Below are 21,290 nucleotides of genomic sequence, written 5' to 3'. Positions count from 1 at the left end.
AGGAAAGGATGAATGAGGATGGATTTAAAACAGATGAGTGAACTGTTAGGATATACGTTAGAACATGAGAATCAGGAAATTAAAAATTTAGTGTATGATTCACGGCAGGTAACGAAAGGAAGTGTGTTTTTCGCTATCAAAGGGCAAGATAGTGATGGGCATCAATATATTGAAGATGCAGTTCGTAATGGTGCTATTGCAGTTGTTGGAGAAGAGTCTTTAAATCCAGCGTGTTTATATTTTGAGGTGTTTAATACAAAAAAAGCGTTGGCTATTATTTCGTCTAAGTTTTATGGTGAGCCATCTAAAAATATGAATTTAGTAGGGGTAATAGGAACCAATGGAAAAACAACCATTACGTATTTAATTCAACATGTTTTTGAATGTTTAGGCATTGATAGTGGCTTAATCGGAACGAATGGTTCGTGGGTGGGACAAAAGAAAAAAGCGTCTCGTACCACGCCTTTAAGTCCAGATTTGAATGAGTTGCTTCAAGAAGGGGTTCGGCATAACCTCCCATATGTTGTGATGGAGGTTTCTTCTCATGGGATAAAAGAAAATAGAGTGGATCAGTTGGACTTCGATCGCTTAATTTTTACGAATATTACAGAAGAACATTTAGATTATCATAAAACGTTTGAAGATTATTTATTTACAAAGATGCGACCGTTTATTCAATTTAGTGATTATGATGATAAAAAAATGGCAATTATAAATTGTGATGATGAGCATGCCTCATCCTTTATTAGTGTAACAAATAGCAAGATATTAACTTATGGATGTCAAGCAAAAGCAGATATTTTTGCAAAAGACATTGAGTATAGTTTAGAAAGAACAAATTTTTCATTGTATGTAAAAGGTCAGTTTATCTGTCAAATGACAATCCCTTTATTTGGAAAGTATAATGTATATAATGTGTTATCTGTCTTAGCTTATTTTTATTCATTAGGTTACGCCCCGGAACAAATTGTCCCATTTATTGAGAATGTTTCAGTCATTGAAGGAAGATTTGAGTATATTCAGGCACCTTCTGGGGTCACTGTTGTGATTGATTATGCCCATAATCCGGATGCTATTTTTCAAGTGTTATCTTGCTTAAATGTTATTTCGACAGGAAATATTATTACGGTGCTAGGGGCAGGTGGAAATCGCGATAAAGCTAAACGAAAAATTATGGGCCGTCACGCCACTTATTTATCGGATCATGTCTTCTTTACTAGTGATAATCCACGTAATGAAGATCCATTAAGTATTATTTATGATTTGTTATCAGGAACGAGTAGTGTTAATTATACCGTCATTGTCGATCGTGAAAAAGCAATTGAGGCAGCCTTAAAAAAAGCAAAACCAAATGACTTTGTTGTTATTTTAGGAAAGGGACATGAAAAAACGCAAAATATTAATGGTAAAATTGTTCCATTTAATGATAAAATAGTCGTTGAAGAAGTGATTAGAAAAAGGGGTATTTAACATGTTAAAATCAATTTTATTTGTATTAATCGTTTCGTTTTTCATCGCGACGATTATAGGTCCATTTTTTATTCCTTTTTTACGACGTTTAAAATTTGGACAGGCCATTCGTGAAGAAGGTCCAAAGTCTCATCGTAAAAAATCGGGAACGCCAACGATGGGTGGAATTATTTTTATGACTTCAATTGTTGTGACGGTATTAGTAACGGTATTTGTTACGGGCTATGCCACAATGAGTCATCAATTAATCATGCTACTCTTAACATTAGTAGGATTTGGAGCTATTGGTTTTGTTGATGATTTTATTATTGTCGTTCGTAAAAATAACGAAGGGTTGAAACCAAAGCAAAAATTATTTGCACAGCTTGTTCTAGCAGCAGTATTTTTCTATTTATACTTAAGAAATGGCTATCCAACAACAATTTCGTTCTTTAATTTATTTGACTTAAATTTATACTGGATTTATGGATTATTTATTTTATTCTGGATGGTTGGTTTTTCAAATGCCGTCAATCTGACAGATGGATTAGATGGATTATGTGGTGGAGTTAGTGTTATTTCATTCGGAGCTTTTGGAATGATTGCGTTAGCTCAACAACAAACGGATATTGCATTATTCTGTTTTACAGTGGTAGGAGCCTTACTTGGGTTTTTAGTGTTTAACTTAAATCCTGCTAAAGTGTTTATGGGTGATACTGGTTCATTAGCACTAGGGGCAGCTATTGCAGCTGTTTCGATTTTATTAAAGCAAGAATTAATTCTTGTTATTATTGGTTTAGTTTATGTTATGGAAACTTTATCAGTTATTCTTCAAGTTGCCTATTTCAAACGCACAAAGAAAAGATTATTTAAAATGGCTCCAATTCATCACCATTTTGAATTATGCGGATGGGGAGAGTGGAAAGTTGTGACTTTCCTCTGGGCTGTTGGTTTCATCTGTGCGATTTTAGGATTAATCATTGCCATCTAATATAGATGGCTTATCTTTTAATAAAAGGAAGATTTGATATGAATAAAATAAATAGCTATGTAAATAAACGAGTTCTTGTGATGGGGTTAGCAAAAAGTGGGAAAGCAGCGGCTCGAATGCTTAAAGAGTTAAACGCTGAGGTTGTGATTAATGATCGAACGCCACTTAGTGAAAATGAAGATGCAAAAGAAATGGTAGCAGAAGGATTCGAAGTGATAACAGGTGGTCATCCATTAGAATTGTTAGATCGAGATTTTGATTTAATTGTTAAGAATCCGGGAATCCCTTACCTAAAAGTGCCCCTTCTAAAACGTGCTCAAGAATTAAAGATTCCGATTATCACGGAAGTTGAGTTAGCTTTTGAAATTTGTGAAGCACCGTTTATCGGTATTACGGGAACAAACGGTAAAACGACGACGACAACCCTTATCTATGAAATGTTAAAAGAAAGTACGTTAAATCCATTAATTGCTGGAAATATTGGAGAAGTCGCAACAGAGGTTGCTAAAGTTGCTCAGGCAAATCAAGTTTTAGTGACGGAACTTTCGTCTTTTCAATTAATGGGAATGCCTTTATTTAGACCACGTATTTCATTGTTGTTAAATATCACAGAAGCACATTTAGATTATCATTTGAATCTTGATGAGTATCGACAAGCCAAATTAAATTTAATTAAAAATCAAACAAGTGATGATTATTGTGTTTATAATAGTGAAGATGATGTGATTGTGGAAGGGATTAAACAAACAAAGGCCACTTGTATTCCGTTTTCTTTATCAGAGAAAGTAGAGGGTGCTTATATTTTAGAGGGAGCAGTTTATTTTAAAGAAGAATGGATTATAGATGTTAAAGATATTTTATTAAAAGGAGATCATAATCTTCAAGATGTTTTAGGTGCAGTTGCAGTTAGTCTCTTATATGGATGTGATTTAGAAGCTATTCGAACGGTTTTAAAACGATTTGCTGGCGTTAAACATCGTCTTCAATTTGTTGGTGAGATTAAGGGAGTTAAGTATTATAATAATTCTAAAGCAACTAATATTATTGCAACGCAAACGGCATTAAAAGCCTTTGATGGCCCTATTATTTTAATTGCTGGTGGGTTAGATCGAGGTCATGATTTAAGTGGATTAGTCCCATATTTCAATAAAATCAAATCTATTGTGACCTATGGAGAGACAAAGCATCGATTTAAAGCATTAGCAGATGAGCATTTAATGCCATGTACTGTCTATGATCATTTAGATCAAGCAGTTGAAGATGCCTATGAGCAGGCTATAGCAGGTGATATTGTTTTATTCGCTCCAGCTTGTGCAAGTTGGGATCAATATCAAAACTTTGAACAAAGAGGCGATCATTTTATAGGGTTGGTAGAAGGACTTAAATAAAAAAAATTAGGCGATGCCTAATTTTTTTTATGAATCAGAACTCATCAATCTGAAGGTGTTTAAGAAAAAAACTCACCCATTTGGTGAGTCTGTGTTTAACTAGATAGGACATTTCAAGAGTGATTGAATACATTAATAGGGGATAAGCCAACATTTTTATAACATTTTATCTCAAATGCCTATCCATGGATTGGCTTTAAGGTTTCATATGACGGCTGATATTTAAGACAATACCAATTGAAAGAAGTGTAATCGTTAAAGAAGAACCTCCATAACTCATAAAGGGTAAAGTGATTCCGGTAACTGGAATTAACCCAATGACAACTCCGATATTAATCATGACTTGGATAATCAGCATGGACATAATTCCAACAACGATATATTTCCCAAAAAGATCATCCGTTTTAAGGATAATGTAGGAGCATCTTGCAAAAAATAATATAAATAGTATAAGAGTTCCAACAGAACCAATAAATCCTAATTCTTCTGAAACAATAGCGAAAATAAAATCAGTTTGTGGCTCGGGTAGGTAGAAATACTTCTGAACACTATTTCCAAGACCCGTTCCGAATAATCCACCTGGTGCAATGGCATAAAGTGATTGGATAATTTGGAATCCAGATCCAATAGGGTCGCTCCATGGATCAAGGTAGGCGGTAATACGTTGAAGACGATAAGGTGCAGAGATAATTAAAACGACAATCCCAGCAATACCTGTTAAGATGAAGTAGACAAAGTATCGAATGGGAACCCCACAGATAAATAGCATGACAAAACCTGTGGCAACAATAACCATCCCACTTCCGAAGTCTGGTTGTAACATGATGACTCCAAAGACTAAAAGAATTAAAAATAAGAGTGGAATAACGCCTTTTTTAAATGTTTTAGCATCTTCGACATAGTTGCTCATATAACGTGCTAAAAAGACGATTAATCCTAGCTTCATGAATTCAGAAGGTTGAAGTGAAAAAGCTCCAATTCCAATCCAACTTCTTGCTCCCCCACGAACTAAACCAATACCTGGAACTAATACTAGAATAAGTAAGACCAAACTCACTAGAAAGAAAGGGGTGGCATACTTTTTATAAATTTGATAATCAATTCTTGAAACAGCAATCATCCCAATGACCCCGATTGAAGCAAATAGGAATTGACGTTTAAAGAAATAAAAGGCGTCATCAAATTTATATTCAGCCCAGATATAAGAGGAAGATAGGACAAAGATTAATCCAATAGTTGTAATACTGAGTGCTAATAGGAGTGTTAGCAAATCAATTGAAGACTGTTTATTTTTCATTAGAACTCCCCTTTTTTTATTTAAAATCTATAATAAAATATATGAGGTGAGTTGATAAACTTTCATTAGATAGAATAAAAAATTAAATTTTTATTTAAAATGACAGGCAGATATTTTGGAAATAATGAGAGATGAGTCAAATTTAGATAATATTTAGACTTATTTTAATTTAATCTAACGGAATTTGTTTAAAGTATGTTAAAATATAAAATGAAAAAAAAGACTAATTATAGTCTAATAAGGAGTGGTATTATGCGCATCCTTGTGACTGGTGGTGGGACTGGTGGACATATCTACCCAGCACTTGCAATGGTTAGAGCACTTCAAGAATTAGATAATCAAGTAGAAGTACTATATATTGGAACTGAAAATGGACTAGAAAAAGAGATTGTAACTCATGAAGGGATTCCATTTAAACATATTGAAATATCTGGATTTAAACGATCGTTATCTTTGGATAACCTTAAAACAATCTTTAAATTTTTTAAATCAGTATCGGTCTCAAAACAGTATATTAAAGAATTCAATCCTGATGTGGTGATTGGAACTGGTGGATATGTTTGTGGACCTGTTGTATATGGAGCTGCAAAACTTAAAATTCCAACGATTATACATGAACAAAATAGTTTACCAGGGGTAACGAATAAGTTTTTAGCTCGGTATGTCAATAAAGTAGGTATTTGTTTTGAGGAGGCGAGACCTTATTTTCCAGCAGAAAAAGTTGTTTTAACTGGAAATCCACGTGCCTCTGAAGTCGTGAAAACAATGAAAATTGGTAAAGGTGCATTAGGGTTAAATCCTCATAAGAAAACTGTTATGATTAGTGGAGGAAGTCGTGGCGCTGAACCTATTAATGAGGCTGTTGTATCAATGATTCAAAAATATGAAAAGGCTGATTATGAAGTTGTGTTTGTGACAGGAAATAAACATTATGACAGTATTAAAAATCAAATTGAGAACGTTGATTCTTTAAAAAATGTACACATTTTACCATTTATTAATAATATGCCTCAATATTTAGTGAGTGTTGATTTATTTGTGGGAAGATCAGGAGCAACTTTCTTGTCAGAAATCACCGCACTAGGCGTACCAAGTATATTAATTCCTTCGCCATATGTCACAGCAAACCATCAAGAGTATAATGCAAGAAGTGTAACGGATCATGGTGGGGGCGTTTTAATTTTAGAAAAAGATTTGACAGGTGAAAAGTTATATCAGGAAATTGAACGCATTATGCAAAATAGTGAACTTCGTTATCAAATGCAAAACACCTCAAAACAACTAGGTATTCCAGATGCAGCACAACGTATGATTACAGTTATGAACGAAATTATTGAGAAAAAGTAGGTGTTTTAAATGTTTAAGAGTTTTATAGAGGAGTATAAAGGGAAGAATATTGGTTTATTATTAGAAAATGAGCCATTGTCAAAACATACGACTTTTCGTGTAGGAGGTCCTGCACGTTGCTTAGTGATACCAAACTCTAAACAATCATTGGTTGAAACGATGAAATTAATTAACAAATATGAATTACCTTTTAAAGTCATTGGAAGAGGGTCTAATTTATTACCTTCAGATCGTTTATTTGAAGGAATTATTGTTAAATGTGATAAAGGATTAGATCATGTTGAAATTGATGGAACACAAGTGACCGTAGGCGCTGGTGTTTCGACTATTTTATTAGCGAATAAAGTAGCAAAATGTGAACTAGCAGGGTTAGAGTTTATCTCAGGGGTACCAGGGTCAGTCGGTGGAGCGATTTATATGAACGCAGGTGCATATAATCGTGAAATTCAAGATGTTTTGGTTAAAGCGTTAATTTTAGATGAAGCGGGAGAATTAAAGTGGTTAACGGTTGAGGAAATGGGGTTTTCATATCGTCAATCTATTCTGCAGACTCATAGAAATTGGATTGTTGTAGAAGCAGTCTTACAGTTAGAGAAGGGTTCATATGAAGAGATTATGGAACTAATGAAGGCAAGAAAAGTAAGACGAATCGAATCACAACCAACAAACCTACCATCGGCAGGAAGTACTTTTAGAAATCCACTGCCTCATTATTCATGGCAGTTAATTGAAAAGTCAGGATTACGAGGAGTTCGTATCGGTGGAGCAGAAGTTTCACAGAAACATTGTAATTTCATTGTCAATGTAGGTGGGGCGACTGCGACAGATATTTATGAATTAATCCAACATGTTCAAGCAGTCGTATTTGAAAAGCATGGTATACAATTGCACCCAGAAGTTGAGATGTTTAACTGGTAGGTGGAGAGATGGAAAAAGGGAAGGTTGTTGAATTTTCAAGAATTAAAAATCAAAAGGTGAATAAGCCGAAAAAAAGACTAAAAAAGAAGATTAAAGGCTTCTTTTTTAGTCTATTTATTATGATGGTGATTGGAGGGATGTTTTATTTTGCATCGCCAGTTAGTCGATTATCGGTTATTTATTTTAACGGATTAAATTATGTCAAGCGTTCTGAGTTACTTGAAATGACACAGTTAAATTATGATGAGTTATTTTTGAGTTTGGATTTGAAAGACATTCAAAACACGATTCAATCACATCCATTGATTAAAGAAGTTAACGTGACGAGAGATGGATTGAATCGATTAAAGATTGATGTAACGGAAAAAGATATTGTTGGATGTGCGCAAATCAATAATCAATTTGAATTTGTTTTAAGTGATGGTCAAACGATTCAAAATCAGTATAATCTCAAAGCGCAGTGTGAAGGGCTGATGATTTATGGATTACCTGATTATGAAGAAAATCAATCTGTGTTAAAATTGTTCGTTAAATCGTTGATGAAGGTTGATCTTGTTTTTCGTAATATTATAAAAGAGATTCATTATAGCCCTTTATATGGAGATAATAATAGATTTTCATTATTTTTAATGGATGGGAATACGATTATTGTTAATAGTTATACCATGGTGAACAAGTTAAAATACTATCAAACGATGGCAGATAAAGTCCAAAGTCTGAATGGGGAAGTAAAAGGCATTTATCACTTAGATGTTGGGGATCATTTTGAACCTTATGAAAAGATGTCGATTGATGCTAAAAATGAGGGAGAAATGTCGTAAAAACAATTCATTTGGCAGGTTTTTTCCAGTGTCTAATTTAAATAGAGTTTCGCTAGATAGATAACCATTATTATCAGGGGGATATTTGTCAAATAGTCTTTTCATTGGGTGAAAAATATAGTAAAATAAAATATGATATTGTGGTAATAATACCATATGTTAGTGGAGTGGTTTGAGGTGAAAAATAATATTTATGCTTGCTTAGAAATAGGGTCCTCGGAAGCTAGAATTTTAGTCTGTAATATAAGACAAGAACGTCTTTATGTCCTATCGCAACAAGAAATTCTAGCTGAAGGAATTGAAAATGGAAATGTCATTAATGTGAATCAAATCGTTGAAATACTTAAAAATTTAAAAGAGAAGGTTGAAAAAGATCTTCATCAAGAAATTCAAAGTGTATTATTAGCGATACCAAGTGTAGATGTTAATATTGAAAATATAACAACTACGTTATCAGTTGAGGCTAATAAACCAATTAGTCCCGCTAATGTTAAGCAGTTATTCCGTAATGTTATTAATCAACCAACATATCGTGATCAAGTAGTTGTTAACATTATTCCTCGTTCATTTATTGTGGATGAAAAAAATGCTATACAAAACCCACTAGGTATTATTGGTAATCAAGTTTCGTTAAGTGCTCAAAAAATGACTGCCTCATCTTCATTAGTTTATAATTTAATTAATGTCGTTGAATTGGCTGGATTTAGAATTTCTGATATTGTGTTAGGGAGTGTAGCAGAAATGATGTATGTTGCTACGCCCGAACAATTATATAAAGGGGTATGTCACGTAAATATTGGAAAATCAACCACAACAATTACTGTTTCTCAAGGTGGTAAGGTCTTATCATCTGTTTCTTTATCTATTGGTGGAGAGCATGTCACAGAAGAGATTAGTGAAGCATTTCAAATTGAAAAGAGTGAAGCTGAGTTATTAAAGGTGAATTTTGCTCGTATTAATTACGATGATATGATTCCAGAAATTATTTACACAGCTGAAGGTAATGGGGAGTTTATTTGCATCACTAGACAAATGTTATCGGATGTTGTGACGTCTCGATATGAAGATATTTTAAAGCTAGTTAAACAGTATTTGACCGAAAATGGTTACAAGCATGAAGATATTAAATATATCTTTACAGGTGGTGCAGTTGAGCTTGAAGGGTTGAATATTTTGGGGAAATTTGTATTTGCACAAGATATTCATATTTTTAGACCTTCAATGTTAGGTGTTAGACAGGCTAAATATGCAAAATTAGTCGGAATGGCTACATTTAATCATGAAATAGCGTTGTTGACATCGCAAAAAAGTAATATAATTAATTTTGATGCTTACTCTGATGCGAGAGGTATCAATCTTATGCACGAATCACGACAGGAAACAGAAAAAAAGGTTTCAGTTAAAACAAACAATCAAGATAAGTCATATATGGATCATAAGTTGGAAAATAGTGGTGTATTAGTCCGATTATTTGATATGATATTTGACGAAAAAGCAGAATAGAAGTAGAAAGTTATGAGGAGGTTTCAGGGATGGAAGGTTTCGGATTTGGAAATGAGTTTACATATGCCCCTAGAATTATTGTAGTAGGTGTTGGTGGCGGAGGAAGTAATGCTGTCAACCGTATGATTGAAAATGATGTACAAGGTGTTGAATTTGTTGTTGTTAATACTGATGCACAAGCATTAAATCTTGCCATCGCTGATCGTAAATTTCAAATTGGTCGTGATTTAACTCGAGGATTAGGTGCAGGTGGAAATCCAGAGGTTGGTAAACATGCCGCTGAGGAAAACTTAAGCGAAATTAAGGAATTAGTAAAAGGTGCAGACATGGTCTTCATTACTTGTGGTATGGGTGGTGGAACCGGAACAGGTGCTGCTCCAGTTATTGCAAAAGCCGCAAAAGAGAGTGGAGCATTAACAGTTGGGATTATTACACGTCCATTTACATTTGAAGGAAAACGCCGTACTGATTTTGCATTACGAGGGATTGCAGAGTTAAAGGCTAATGTGGATACATTAATTTCAGTTCCAAATGATCGATTATTACAAATCGTTGATCGTACGACGCCGATGTTAGAAGCGTTCCGTGAAGCGGATAATATCTTACGCCAAGGTGTTCAAGGGATTTCAGAAATTATTGCAGTGCCTGGTTTAATTAACTTAGACTTTGCCGATGTTAAAACAGTTATGCATAATAAAGGTTCAGCCATTATGGGAATCGGTTATGGTACAGGAGAAAATCGCGCAACAGAAGCTGCGAAAAAGGCAATTGCTAGTCCATTATTAGAAAATGACATTGATGGAGCAACTGATGCTATTATTAATATTTCTGGTGGGATGGATATTGCATTATTCGAAGTTGATGAAGCATTACGTACGATTCGTGAAGCTTCAACGACTGAAATCAATATTATCTATGGAGCGACAATTAATCCAGATTTAGGAGATGAATTAATTGTGACAGTTATTGCAACTGGATTTGATGAAACAAATGCAGCAGGTAAACCAGTTGAAATGTTGATTGGAGATAATCGTAACAAGAAAGTAGTAGCTTCAACAGAAGAGCAAGAGGTTCAACCTGCCGAACAATCAAAACCAGCTCAACCAGCTAAGCGTCAACCATTTGGTGGAGAAAGTGTTGAGATGATTCCAAACTGGTTAATGAATCGATATAAATAAGAGAGAGTAATCTCTCTTTTTTTGGTTCTTTGTCAAATAGTGTTGCTGATTAATTTGTGACCTATTACAATGAACGACCGAATTGAAATCCTAGTAGCTATGCTGCTAGGATTTTTCTTTTGGGTTTAGTTAGATTTTGAATCATAAGAATTCTTGATTTGAAATGATAGCAGCTGCGATATCCAAACGCGATACGTTTGATGACTTTAATTTTATTATTGATTCCTTCAATAGGACCATTAGTATAGGGAGTAGTCAGAGTATTGTAGATATAAGAAGTATAGGTTTTAAAGGTTTGAAAAGATGTTTGAAGTTCGGGTGAAATCATTGGATGTTCTGTTTCAAGTAAGTGATTAAATCGATTCACATTTTTCGATTGAATGGCGAATAGTAAATCTTGATAAAGCTCATAAGTTGCTTTTAATTCAGGTGATAAATCGAGAAGGAAGTTTAAGATATCTATTTCACGCATCGGTTGCTTAAAACAATAAACAGATCGATAAGTTGTGGTATCGAGTAGGGTATGTGATTTTAAAAATAGTCGCCAGTAACGTTTGAATTTACGACCATGTTTTTTGAATTTTTTCATTAATCGAATACGTGTTTTATTGAGTGCACGGGAGATATGTTGAACGAGGTGAAACTTATCAAGGACAATTTTGGCATGAGGAAAAAGCTCCTTAATCAAACTGATATAAGGGGCGTACATATCAGTGACAATATGTTTCACACGCGCACGAGCTTCTTTTGTGTATCGCTTGAAATAAGTCTGAAGAGAGGTTAAGCGTCGATCTTCAATGATATCAATAATCTGCTTGGTATCTGCATCACAAAAGATAAAAGACATATGACCCTCAGCCGATTTTACCGATTTAAATTCATCAAAACAAAGATTTTCAGGTAGATCATTAAAGTTCAAAGTTTGAGATTCATAAAAGCTATGAATGATCCGATTAACGGTTGAATGAGAAACTTGATGGCGACGGGCAATATCGCACTCTGAAATTTTATTTTGAGCTTCTAAAGCAATCGCGTGTTTCGTATTGTAAGAAATATAACAGTTCTTTTCAACAATAGATGTTTTTAATGTAAAGGTGGATTGACAATGCCCACAATAATAACGCTGTTTCTTTAAAACTAAATAGGTATCATGGAGTGATACTTTTGGAATGATAATTCGAGAAGTTTTAAACCCATGCTTTTTAAAATTGGAATCAAAAAGAGTTCCACAGTGTTCACAATGAGTGGGTTGGTAAGATAAGATTCCCTTAAAAACAAAGCTAGTGATCCCATTTAATTTAACTTCTTCAAAATAATCTTCAGGAAAGATGATATTTTTATCTTTAATATTTAAAAATTTTCTAGTAGAATATGAGTGAGACATCAAAAATTATCCTTTCAATATTGTTTTAGCCGATAACATTGTAACAGGATAGAGACTTGATGTCTCTTTTTTTGATGCCATGAAAAAAGTGCTGCTTAATCAGCAACACCAAATATTATAGAACCAAATTTAACAAATATTTTAAAAGAAGTTCAAAAAATTAATCTAATAAATTCAATATTTCAAAAATTGCATCAAAGAACTGACAGATTTTACACTTCTTTTCCGATACAATTTAGTTATAGGAAATGGTATGAGAAAGGAGGAGCAATTATGTATATTGATCTTTTCATTATTCAAAACTTAATTTATGATTATTTAATTTTAACGGGCGTTGCGATTCTTACCGATGAAGAGTTTCAATATTCGAGACTATTAGTAGGATTGAGTGTTGGATTACTACTAAGCACCTTCTTGTTTACAATAGACATTACCTTTTTGATTGGCTTGGTTCCATTTGTTATGATTTGGATCGTCTTTAAAAAACAGCCAGTTAAGAAATATGGTACAAAAGTTTTATACTTTTATTGTTTGAGTATGATTTTAAGTGGAAGTATTTATTCGATTGCTCATTTTATTAAATTTGAAATGACGATTATTCCATATATTATTTCACTTTTTATCATTTCAGTTTTTATTACGATATGCTATATTCTCAAAGTAAGGTGGATAGGGGAACAACAAACGATTCAACAATTTACTTATTCTGTTAAAATATTTTGTGGAGAAAAAGAGATTAAAGGGACTGGATTTGTAGATACCGGAAATCATTTATTAGATGAAAAAACGCGGCAAGCAATTATGATAATGCCAAAAATAAAATTAAGTGGAAATTCGATTCTTGAATTTTTAAATGAACGGAATATTTCTTATTGGTATACACATTATTCTGTTATCAATGAAGAGGATCAATTATTATTAGTTTTTCGGCCAACGTTATTACTCATTGATAATCAAGTGGTTCATAATGTGTTAATTGGGGTTATTGATAATACTTTTATTGATTACGATTTTTTATTACAACCTAAAATGGTTCAAAATATATAAGTTTGTTAGGAGTTAAAAAAGGGGGAAGTAAGATGCATCATTTAATTAATTGGGTCATAGCGCTTATTGAAAGGTTGTTTAAACGTAAAAATAAATATGTCAACTATATTCGTGGAAATGAAACACTTCCTGAACCATTATCAAAAGACGAAGAATTTAATGTCTTAACAAGATTTCAAGGTGGAGATGAACGAGCTAGACAGACGCTCATCGAACATAATTTGCGTTTGGTTGTCTATATTGCGAAGAAATTTGAAAGTTCGGGTGTTAATCTTGAAGATTTAATTAGTATTGGGACGTTAGGGCTAATAAAAGGGGTTCAAACGTTTAAAATGGACAAAAATATTAAACTAGCGACTTATGCCTCACGATGTATAGAAAATGAGATTTTAATGCATCTTAGAAAAACGAATCGAATTCGAAATGAAGTATCGTTAGATGAACCGCTCAATGTGGATTGGGATGGAAATGAATTACTGCTGTCAGATATATTGGGGACAGAGGAGAATGAGGTTTATAAAGATATTGAAGAAGATGTTGAAAGACAGCTTGTGTTTGATGCTATTAATCGCTTAAAACGTCGTGAACGAGAAATTATGTATATGCGTTTTGGTTTGTGTGGGGAAGACCCTTTGACACAAAAAGAAGTTGCACAAAAGCTAGATATTTCACAGTCTTATATTTCAAGATTAGAGAAAAAGATAATTGATAAAATTAGAAAAGAAGTTTTAAAAACAAAGTGACTTGTCGAAAAAACACACACAATAATTAGCTAATTTATGAATGATTTGGTCTGATGTTGCTCATACTTTTCAGTAGATACAACTGTAATTGTAATGCAACTAGGAGGGGCCATCATGTCAAAACATAAAGTAGATATCGTAGGAGTTGACACAGCTAAGTTAGAAGTATTAAGTAATGCGGAAATGACCGAATTGTTTAAAAGCTTTCAAAATGGAAATGTAGAGGCCAGAGAAAGTTTAATCAAAGGAAATTTGCGGCTGGTGTTAAGTATTATTAAAAAATTTAATCATCGTGGTGAAAATCTTGATGATTTATTTCAAGTCGGATGTCTAGGTTTAATGAAGGCGATTGATCACTTTGATTTATCACATGAAGTCAAGTTTTCAACGTATGCCGTCCCTATGATTATCGGTGAAATCAGACGTTATTTACGCGATAATAATTCATTACGTGTATCTCGCTCTTTAAGAGATACGGCGTATAAAGTATTACAAGTTAAGGATCAACTTTCAATAGAACTCCAACGAGATCCAACGAACGAAGAAATAGCAGCAGCTATAGGAGTCGAACCTATTGACGTTGTGTTATCAGTGGAGGCTATATCCGATCCCGTTTCAATCTTTTCTCCAATCTATAATGATGGAGGCGATACGATTCATTTAATAGATCAAATAAAGGATGATAGTATTACTGACGATAAATGGAGTGTTAAATTAATGTTGGAAGAAGGATTTAAACGCCTTGGAAAACGTGAAAAACGAATTATACATGACCGTTACTTTATGGGAAAAACCCAAATGGAGATAGCTGCCGAGATTGGTATTTCTCAAGCACAAGTTTCAAGATTAGAGAAAAATGCATTACAAGTCATGGAAGAAATGATGAAAAGTTAAAATAGATGGGAGTCCCCCATCTATTTTTTTATGGTGATCACATATTTAGTCTCCTTTCTTCATAATATGAATTGATAGAAAGAAAAGGTGGGATCAAGGTGAAAGATAGTATCATGACATTAAGCGATATAGAAGAGAAAGATGTCATCAATGTGGTAACGGGCGAGAGAATCGGATTTGTATCTAGTTTGAAAATTGATACAAATTCAGGACAGATTATTGCGATTACGGTTCAACCATCGATGCGATTTATGAGTTTTTTTTCAAAGGATGATGAAGCAGTGGTTGTTCCTTGGAATCAAATTTTAAAAATTGGGGAAGATGTAATTATTGTTAATGTGACTCAAAGCATGACACAATACTAGGAATTGGAGAGGACTTCTTTAAAAAAAATTTCCATTCATAATGAATTATGGTATAATTTATAATATCATGCAGTAATATTGGAAGTTGACAGGTGAATAAGATGAATATTGAAAAAAACGTTGAACAAGTCCAACAAGATATTCAGGCATGTCAGCGCGATTGCGAAAAAGTTCGTATTGTTGCTGCCACAAAATATGTAAATGTTGAACAGATGAAAAGGCTCTATGATTGCGGAATTACTATCATGGGAGAAAATAGAGTGGATGCCCTTCTTGAAAAAAAAGCGCAATTACATTTGCCAATTGAATGGCATTTCATCGGAACGCTTCAATCACGGAAAGTAAAGGAAGTCATTAATGAGATCGATGTTTTACATTCTCTTGATCGTCTTTCTTTAGCAAAGGAGATTGAAAAGTATCGCGATAAGCCATTAAAGTGTTTAATTCAAGTGAATATTAGTGGTGAAAAGACTAAGCATGGGTTAGCCAAAGATGAAGTGGTCACATTTATAGAACAATTAAATTCGTTTTCTAAAATTGAGGTTATTGGATTAATGACAATGGCACCAAATACAGAGAATGAACTGACTCTCAGAAGATGCTTTAGTGAATTAAAACAATTACAACTTGATTTAGAAAAAAACTATAAATCGTGTCAAGAACTTTCAATGGGGATGAGTAATGATTATTTAATTGCGGTAGAAGAAGGGGCGACTTATGTCCGTCTAGGTTCAATTTTATTTCAAGACTAGTAAGAGATGAAGCCTTTATAAATTAATGATTCTAGGAGGAGTAGAAGTATGAGTTTTAAAGACAAGTTCAAATCAATTATTGGAATCGATGAAGACGAATATGAAATGGAATTTGAAGAGGAAGAGGAAATTGAAGAGCCAGAAGTTTTAAAACCAATTCCTGCAGCAAAGCCAGTATTAACGGCTATTCCAAACCAATCTAATCATTCAAATAACAAAGGGAAAAGTACTGTGATGACAATGAATAAAGAGTTAAATAAAGCAAATTTAGATAGCAATTTAAATAAAGTGATTATTCGTGAACCAAATGAATATTCTGATGCACAAGATATTGCAGATTGCTTAAAAGATAATTATCCAGTATTTATCAATTTACAGCGATTAGAAAAAGCACAAGCAAAACGCGTTGTTGATTTCTTAAGTGGAACCATCTATGCCATTGATGGGGATATTAAACGCGTGGGAACAAACTTATTCTTATGTACACCTCGAAATGTAGAAACGGAAGGACAAGTCACTGTTCAAGAACTACAACAAGATATTGAGGAGTAATAAATTATGGGAAACATCGTCTATTATTTAAGTCTTGTTTTGCGATTTTATGAGACCATGATGCTAATTTATATTATTATGAGTTGGGTTCCAGAAAGTCGCCAAACGCAGTTAGGACGCGTTTTAGCAAGTTTTGTTGAGCCATATTTATCTATTTTTAGAAAAATCATACCACCTATTGGAATGATTGATTTTTCTCCAATCGTGGCCTTTATTGTTTTAGATATCGCCATGCAAGGATTATTTAGACTGTTTTAGCCATGTTAGAGCATTTTAATAAGCATGAGCATCAATTCGTATTAAAGGTATCGGATTGGGTTAATCAAGTCTACTATAGTCACAAAATAAAAACAACCAAATTTCTAACCCTTCGTGAACAAGAAATTGTTCAGATGTTAGTCAACCAAAACAGTGAAGTCCGAGTCAGTTTTGAAGGTGGCTTTCAAAAGGCTGAGCGAAAGCGTGCAATCCTATATCCTGATTATTTAAAGTTAAATAATCTCAGTCAGTATGTGAAGGGTTATGAAATTGAGTATAATCAAAAATTAGTTACCTTAAAACATCCACAAATTCTAGGTTCTTTAACTGCTTTAAATATTGATCGCTCATTGATTGGAGATATTGTTGTCCTATCAAATGGAAGAATTTATTTAGCAATATGTGAAGAATTTTCAGAATTTTTTCTCCAACATTTTCATAAGGTAGGAAAACATTCAATTTTAATCAAAGAATCTTCAATTTCCCAGTTTGAAAAAATCGATCAGGAAGATGAATTTGAAATCATTATTAGTTCGATGCGTTTAGATGTCATTGTGGCTAGTTTAATGAAAGTTTCGCGTTCACAAGTCCATGAGTATATCATGCAAGCCGGGGTTCAAGTTAATTGGGTGATTGAACAAAATCACTCACGTATTTGTCAAATTGGAGATGTCTTGTCAATTAAACGACATGGACGATTTAGATTAAAAGTTTTAAAAAGTCGAACTAAAAGTGAACGATTTGTAATTATTGTCGGGAAAACCGTGTGATAGGGGGAACAAAATGACACCAGCTGAAATGTTGAAAAGTCAAATGAAAAAATCGTGGGGACGATTTTCAGATGAGGAGTTATATCGTGTTTTCTGTTTATTAATTGAGCAAATTGAAGCCTTAGAAAAGCAGAATAAGTCGTTGAAAAAAGAGATTCATGCGATGCAAGAAAGTTCTGAACAACAAATGAAATCAGAGCTTGCGCAAATCGAGCTTTTAAAAACTCATGCTAAACGTGATGCGATGAAAATTATCCAAGAAACTGAGAAAATTTCGCAAGTAATTATTAATCAAGCTGTCCAGGATGTAGAAAAAATTACAGAAGAAACAGCCTTGTTTGAACGACAACAATTACAAATTAAAAATGAGTTAATCGACTTTTTAAACTCGAAAATTGAAGATATTAAAAATTGTTGGGGAAAATGTTAAAAATGTATTGATTTTTTAACTTAAATTCTTTAAAATTTAAGTCAAATATAGTGAATATGAGCGATGATTGGACCATGCTATTTTTTCCTCTTTTTTTTAGCGAGTCGGTGTTGGTGAAAGGCCGATAAAAATGATGAAATAGAATCAGCCAGGAGCTTTCATGTGAATTAAAACATGACGTATACTATGCGATAAATAGTTTGAGGCAATAAGAGGAAATCCTTTTGTTGTAAATTAAGGTGGTACCACGAACTTTTCGTCCTTATGTGACGGAAAGTTTTTTTTATTGTCTTAAACTATTTGATGGATAAATCAAAAAGGAGTTGTCGACATGGAATTAAAAGAGACATTATTAATGCCTAAAACAGATTTCCCAATGCGTGGAAATCTTCCAAATCGTGAACCACAAATTGAACAGACGTGGTATGATGAAAAATTATATGAGAAAGTGTTGGAAAAAAATCAAGATAAAACACCTTTCGTTTTACATGATGGACCACCTTATGCCAATGGAAATATTCATATGGGGCACGCATTAAATAAAATTTTGAAAGATTTTGTTGTGCGTTTTAAAAATATGGATGGATATTACGCACCATATATTCCAGGATGGGATACACATGGTCTTCCAATTGAGCAAGCATTAACGAATAATAAAAAAGTGAATCGTAAAGAAAAAACGGTGGCTGAATTCCGCGAATTATGTAAAGAGTACGCTCTTGAACAAGTAGAAGGTCAGAAGACACAGTTTAAACGTTTAGGGGTACTTGGTGACTGGGATAACCCATATATTACATTACAAAAAGAGTATGAAGCACAACAAATTTTAGTTTTCGGAAAAATGGTGAAGGAAGGGTTAATTTATAAAGGATTAAAGCCAATCTACTGGTCACCATCTTCAGAAACAGCTTTAGCTGAAGCGGAAATTGAATATCATGATAAAAAATCGCCATCTATCTATGTGGCATTTAAAGTACAAGATGGAAAGGGTATTTTAGCTGGAGATGAAGAATTTGTTATTTGGACAACAACTCCTTGGACCATTCCAGCGAACTTAGGAATCTGTGTGAATGCTGATCTTGAGTATGTGACAGTGGCTGTTAATGATCGCAAGTTCATTGTCGCTAAAGAATTAGTTGAGTCATTATCAAAAGAATTAAACTGGGAAACTTATGAGATTTTAGCAACTTATAAAGGGTCAGACTTTGAATATATGACAGCTAAACATCCATTATTTGATCGTGAATCATTATTAATTTTAGGAGATCACGTTACATTAGATGCCGGAACAGGGCTTGTTCATACTGCACCAGGTCATGGTGAAGATGACTTTAATGCAGGGCGTAAATATAATTTAGAGGTCTTATGTCCAGTTGATTATCGTGGATACATGACAAAAGATGCGTTTGAGTTTGAAGGAATGTACTATGAAGATGCTAATAAAGCAGTTGGACAAAAGCTTGAAGAAAAGGGTGCACTTCTTGGATTAAAATTCATCACTCACTCATATCCACATGACTGGCGTACGAAAAAACCAATTATTTTCCGTGCAACAGAGCAATGGTTTGCTTCAATTGAAGCGTTAAAAGGTCAAATGATGGAGCAAATTAAAGAGGTGAACTGGTTACCGGCATGGGGAGAAGTGCGTCTAGGAAATATGATTAAAGATCGTGCTGATTGGTGTATTTCTCGTCAACGTGTTTGGGGTGTTCCGATTCCAGTGTTCTATGCTGAAGATGGTGAAGCCATTTTAGATGAATCAGTTATTAATCATGTCGCTAATTTATTCCGTGAAAAAGGATCAAACATCTGGTTTGAATTAGAAGCTGAAGAATTATTACCAGCAGGATTTACTCATCCAGGTAGCCCAAATGGAAAGTTCCGCAAAGAGACAGATATCATGGATGTTTGGTTTGATTCTGGTTCTTCTCACCATAGTGTGTTAGTTGAACGTGGATTACCATATCCAGCTGATTTATATTTAGAAGGGTCTGACCAATATCGTGGATGGTTTAACTCTTCATTATCAACAGGGGTTGCGATGACAGGACGTGCGCCATATAAAACAGTCGTAAGTCATGGATTTGTTTTAGATGGACAAGGACGTAAAATGTCTAAATCAATTGGAAATGTTATTGACCCATTAAAATTAATTAAAATTTACGGTGCAGATATCGTTCGTTTATGGGTAGCATCAGTTGATTACCAAGCAGACGTTCGTATTTCTGAAGATTTAATCAAACAAGTTGCTGAAAGTTATCGTAAAATGCGTAATACATTCCGTTTCTTACTTGGAAACTTATTTGATTTTAATCCTGAAACTGATTTAGTGGCTTATGAAGACTTAAATGAAGTGGATCAATTTATGATGATTCGTTTAAATGAGTTAACAAAAGAATTAAAATCAGCTTATGAAGAATATCGTTTTGATGACGTATTCAAAACAGTTAATAATTATATCTCAAATGATTTAAGTGCCTTCTATTTAGATTTTACGAAAGATATTTTATATATTGAAAAAGCAGATAGCCAAGCACGTCGTTCAATTCAAACCGTCTTATATCACCATGTGTATGACATGTGTCGCTTACTTGCACCAGTCATCCCACATACAGCGGATGAAGTGTATTCATATATTCCAGGACACACTGAAATTTCTGTTTACTTAACAGATATGCCAGTGGTTAAAGAATATGCGAATGCAGCTGAAGTGACGACAAAATGGAGTCAATTCTTATCATTACGTCATGATGTTTTAAAAGCATTAGAAGAAGCACGTAATCAAAAAGTGATTGGTAAATCATTAACTGCTTCATTACACTTATATCCAAATGCTGAGACTAAAGCATTATTAAACTCATTACAGGCAGATTTAAAACAAATCTTCATCGTATCTGAGTGTGTGCTTGAAGAGGGAGAGGCTCCTGAGGATGCTTTACAATTTGATGGATTAGCCGTTGTGGTTAAAGCAGCTGAAGGACATACTTGTGATCGTTGTTGGTTAGTGGTACCAGCTGCTAATGAGCAAGGAATTTGTCCTCGTTGTGCTGAAGTTATTGAAGCCTAATTAAATATGACCAAAAACCAATGAATCGATGTTTCGTTCATTGGTTTTTTTTGTTAGGTAGGTAAGATATTTCTATATAATCATGAGGATAAACCATACGATTTAACTGTCAGATATGGTATAAAAGGAGTGAGGA

The 21,290-nt window shown here is 33.7% G+C and carries 20 protein-coding genes; 18 read left to right on the top strand and 2 right to left on the bottom strand.

Annotated elements, in window-relative coordinates:
- Positions 1-18 precede the first annotated feature (18 nt).
- From HLK68_RS13480 to murD, 3 genes are read left to right on the top strand one after another with little or no spacing between them, the layout of a single operon-like run.
- Positions 19-1,470: a UDP-N-acetylmuramoyl-L-alanyl-D-glutamate--2,6-diaminopimelate ligase gene (locus tag HLK68_RS13480; protein ID WP_009607284.1), complete on the top strand. Its 1,452-nt coding sequence runs from the start codon at positions 19-21 to the stop codon at positions 1,468-1,470.
- Between the two features lies 1 nt (position 1,471).
- Entirely contained in the window at positions 1,472-2,440 is a 969-nt protein-coding gene (gene mraY, locus HLK68_RS13475; protein WP_006785058.1) for a phospho-N-acetylmuramoyl-pentapeptide-transferase, read from the top strand.
- Positions 2,441-2,478: 38 nt separating this feature from the next.
- Positions 2,479-3,828: a UDP-N-acetylmuramoyl-L-alanine--D-glutamate ligase gene (gene murD / locus HLK68_RS13470; protein WP_006785059.1), complete on the top strand. Its 1,350-nt coding sequence runs from the start codon at positions 2,479-2,481 to the stop codon at positions 3,826-3,828.
- Between the two features lie 196 nt (positions 3,829-4,024).
- Here murD and spoVE read toward each other — a convergent pair whose 3' ends face one another.
- The gene (spoVE, locus tag HLK68_RS13465; protein WP_009607330.1) at positions 4,025-5,125 is read right to left on the bottom strand and encodes a stage V sporulation protein E; all 1,101 of its coding nucleotides are present in this window, start codon (positions 5,123-5,125) and stop codon (positions 4,025-4,027) included.
- A 252-nt stretch (positions 5,126-5,377) separates the two neighbouring features.
- Between spoVE and murG the strand changes: the two genes are divergently transcribed.
- The 5 genes from murG to ftsZ all read left to right on the top strand — a co-directional run bounded on the left by murG (position 5,378) and on the right by ftsZ (position 10,892).
- On the top strand, positions 5,378-6,472 hold the full coding sequence (gene murG, locus HLK68_RS13460; protein WP_006785438.1) for an undecaprenyldiphospho-muramoylpentapeptide beta-N-acetylglucosaminyltransferase: 1,095 nt from the start codon (positions 5,378-5,380) through the stop codon (positions 6,470-6,472).
- Positions 6,473-6,481: 9 nt separating this feature from the next.
- Entirely contained in the window at positions 6,482-7,390 is a 909-nt protein-coding gene (gene murB, locus HLK68_RS13455) for a UDP-N-acetylmuramate dehydrogenase (protein ID WP_006785439.1), read from the top strand.
- Between the two features lie 8 nt (positions 7,391-7,398).
- Positions 7,399-8,211: a cell division protein FtsQ/DivIB gene (locus tag HLK68_RS13450; protein ID WP_006785440.1), complete on the top strand. Its 813-nt coding sequence runs from the start codon at positions 7,399-7,401 to the stop codon at positions 8,209-8,211.
- A gap of 177 nt (positions 8,212-8,388) precedes the next feature.
- Positions 8,389-9,714, top strand: coding sequence for a cell division protein FtsA (gene ftsA, locus HLK68_RS13445; protein ID WP_237701289.1), 1,326 nt, complete (start codon positions 8,389-8,391; stop codon positions 9,712-9,714).
- Between the two features lie 29 nt (positions 9,715-9,743).
- On the top strand, positions 9,744-10,892 hold the full coding sequence (gene ftsZ, locus HLK68_RS13440; protein WP_006785442.1) for a cell division protein FtsZ: 1,149 nt from the start codon (positions 9,744-9,746) through the stop codon (positions 10,890-10,892).
- Positions 10,893-10,989: 97 nt separating this feature from the next.
- On the opposite strand, the gene HLK68_RS13435 is transcribed toward ftsZ, so the two are convergent.
- Entirely contained in the window at positions 10,990-12,276 is a 1,287-nt protein-coding gene (locus HLK68_RS13435) for an ISL3 family transposase (RefSeq protein WP_170837681.1), read from the bottom strand.
- A gap of 273 nt (positions 12,277-12,549) precedes the next feature.
- Here HLK68_RS13435 and HLK68_RS13430 point away from each other — a divergent pair, with 273 nt between their 5' ends.
- From HLK68_RS13430 to ileS, 10 genes are all read left to right on the top strand, one after another.
- Positions 12,550-13,323 carry a sigma-E processing peptidase SpoIIGA gene (locus tag HLK68_RS13430; RefSeq protein WP_006785227.1) on the top strand — a complete coding sequence of 258 codons (774 nt, stop codon included), beginning with the start codon at positions 12,550-12,552 and terminating at the stop codon, positions 13,321-13,323.
- Between the two features lie 32 nt (positions 13,324-13,355).
- Positions 13,356-14,066, top strand: coding sequence for an RNA polymerase sporulation sigma factor SigE (sigE, locus tag HLK68_RS13425; RefSeq protein ID WP_006785228.1), 711 nt, complete (start codon positions 13,356-13,358; stop codon positions 14,064-14,066).
- 114 nt (positions 14,067-14,180) lie between these two features.
- Positions 14,181-14,960, top strand: coding sequence for an RNA polymerase sporulation sigma factor SigG (sigG, locus tag HLK68_RS13420; RefSeq protein WP_006785229.1), 780 nt, complete (start codon positions 14,181-14,183; stop codon positions 14,958-14,960).
- A gap of 98 nt (positions 14,961-15,058) precedes the next feature.
- Positions 15,059-15,325, top strand: a complete 267-nt coding sequence (locus tag HLK68_RS13415; RefSeq protein ID WP_006785230.1) for a YlmC/YmxH family sporulation protein — start codon at positions 15,059-15,061, stop codon at positions 15,323-15,325.
- A gap of 101 nt (positions 15,326-15,426) precedes the next feature.
- Positions 15,427-16,077, top strand: coding sequence for a YggS family pyridoxal phosphate-dependent enzyme (locus HLK68_RS13410; RefSeq protein WP_006785231.1), 651 nt, complete (start codon positions 15,427-15,429; stop codon positions 16,075-16,077).
- Between the two features lie 48 nt (positions 16,078-16,125).
- Positions 16,126-16,629, top strand: coding sequence for a cell division protein SepF (locus HLK68_RS13405; protein WP_006785232.1), 504 nt, complete (start codon positions 16,126-16,128; stop codon positions 16,627-16,629).
- Between the two features lie 6 nt (positions 16,630-16,635).
- Positions 16,636-16,887, top strand: coding sequence for a YggT family protein (locus HLK68_RS13400; RefSeq protein ID WP_006785233.1), 252 nt, complete (start codon positions 16,636-16,638; stop codon positions 16,885-16,887).
- A gap of 2 nt (positions 16,888-16,889) precedes the next feature.
- A complete protein-coding gene (locus HLK68_RS13395; RefSeq protein ID WP_006785234.1) occupies positions 16,890-17,657 on the top strand; it encodes a YlmH family RNA-binding protein in 768 nt (255 codons plus the stop codon).
- A gap of 13 nt (positions 17,658-17,670) precedes the next feature.
- A complete protein-coding gene (locus HLK68_RS13390) occupies positions 17,671-18,087 on the top strand; it encodes a DivIVA domain-containing protein (protein ID WP_006785235.1) in 417 nt (138 codons plus the stop codon).
- 331 nt (positions 18,088-18,418) lie between these two features.
- A complete protein-coding gene (ileS, locus tag HLK68_RS13385) occupies positions 18,419-21,154 on the top strand; it encodes an isoleucine--tRNA ligase (protein ID WP_006785236.1) in 2,736 nt (911 codons plus the stop codon).
- Positions 21,155-21,290 lie beyond the last annotated feature (136 nt).

Origin of the sequence: Turicibacter sanguinis, assembly GCF_013046825.1 — a bacterium.
In the GTDB taxonomy this organism is placed as follows: Bacteria; Bacillota_I; Bacilli_A; order MOL361; family Turicibacteraceae; genus Turicibacter; species Turicibacter sanguinis.
Note: the sequence above shows the minus strand (reverse complement) of the source record. Positions and strands in the feature narration are given on the sequence as shown.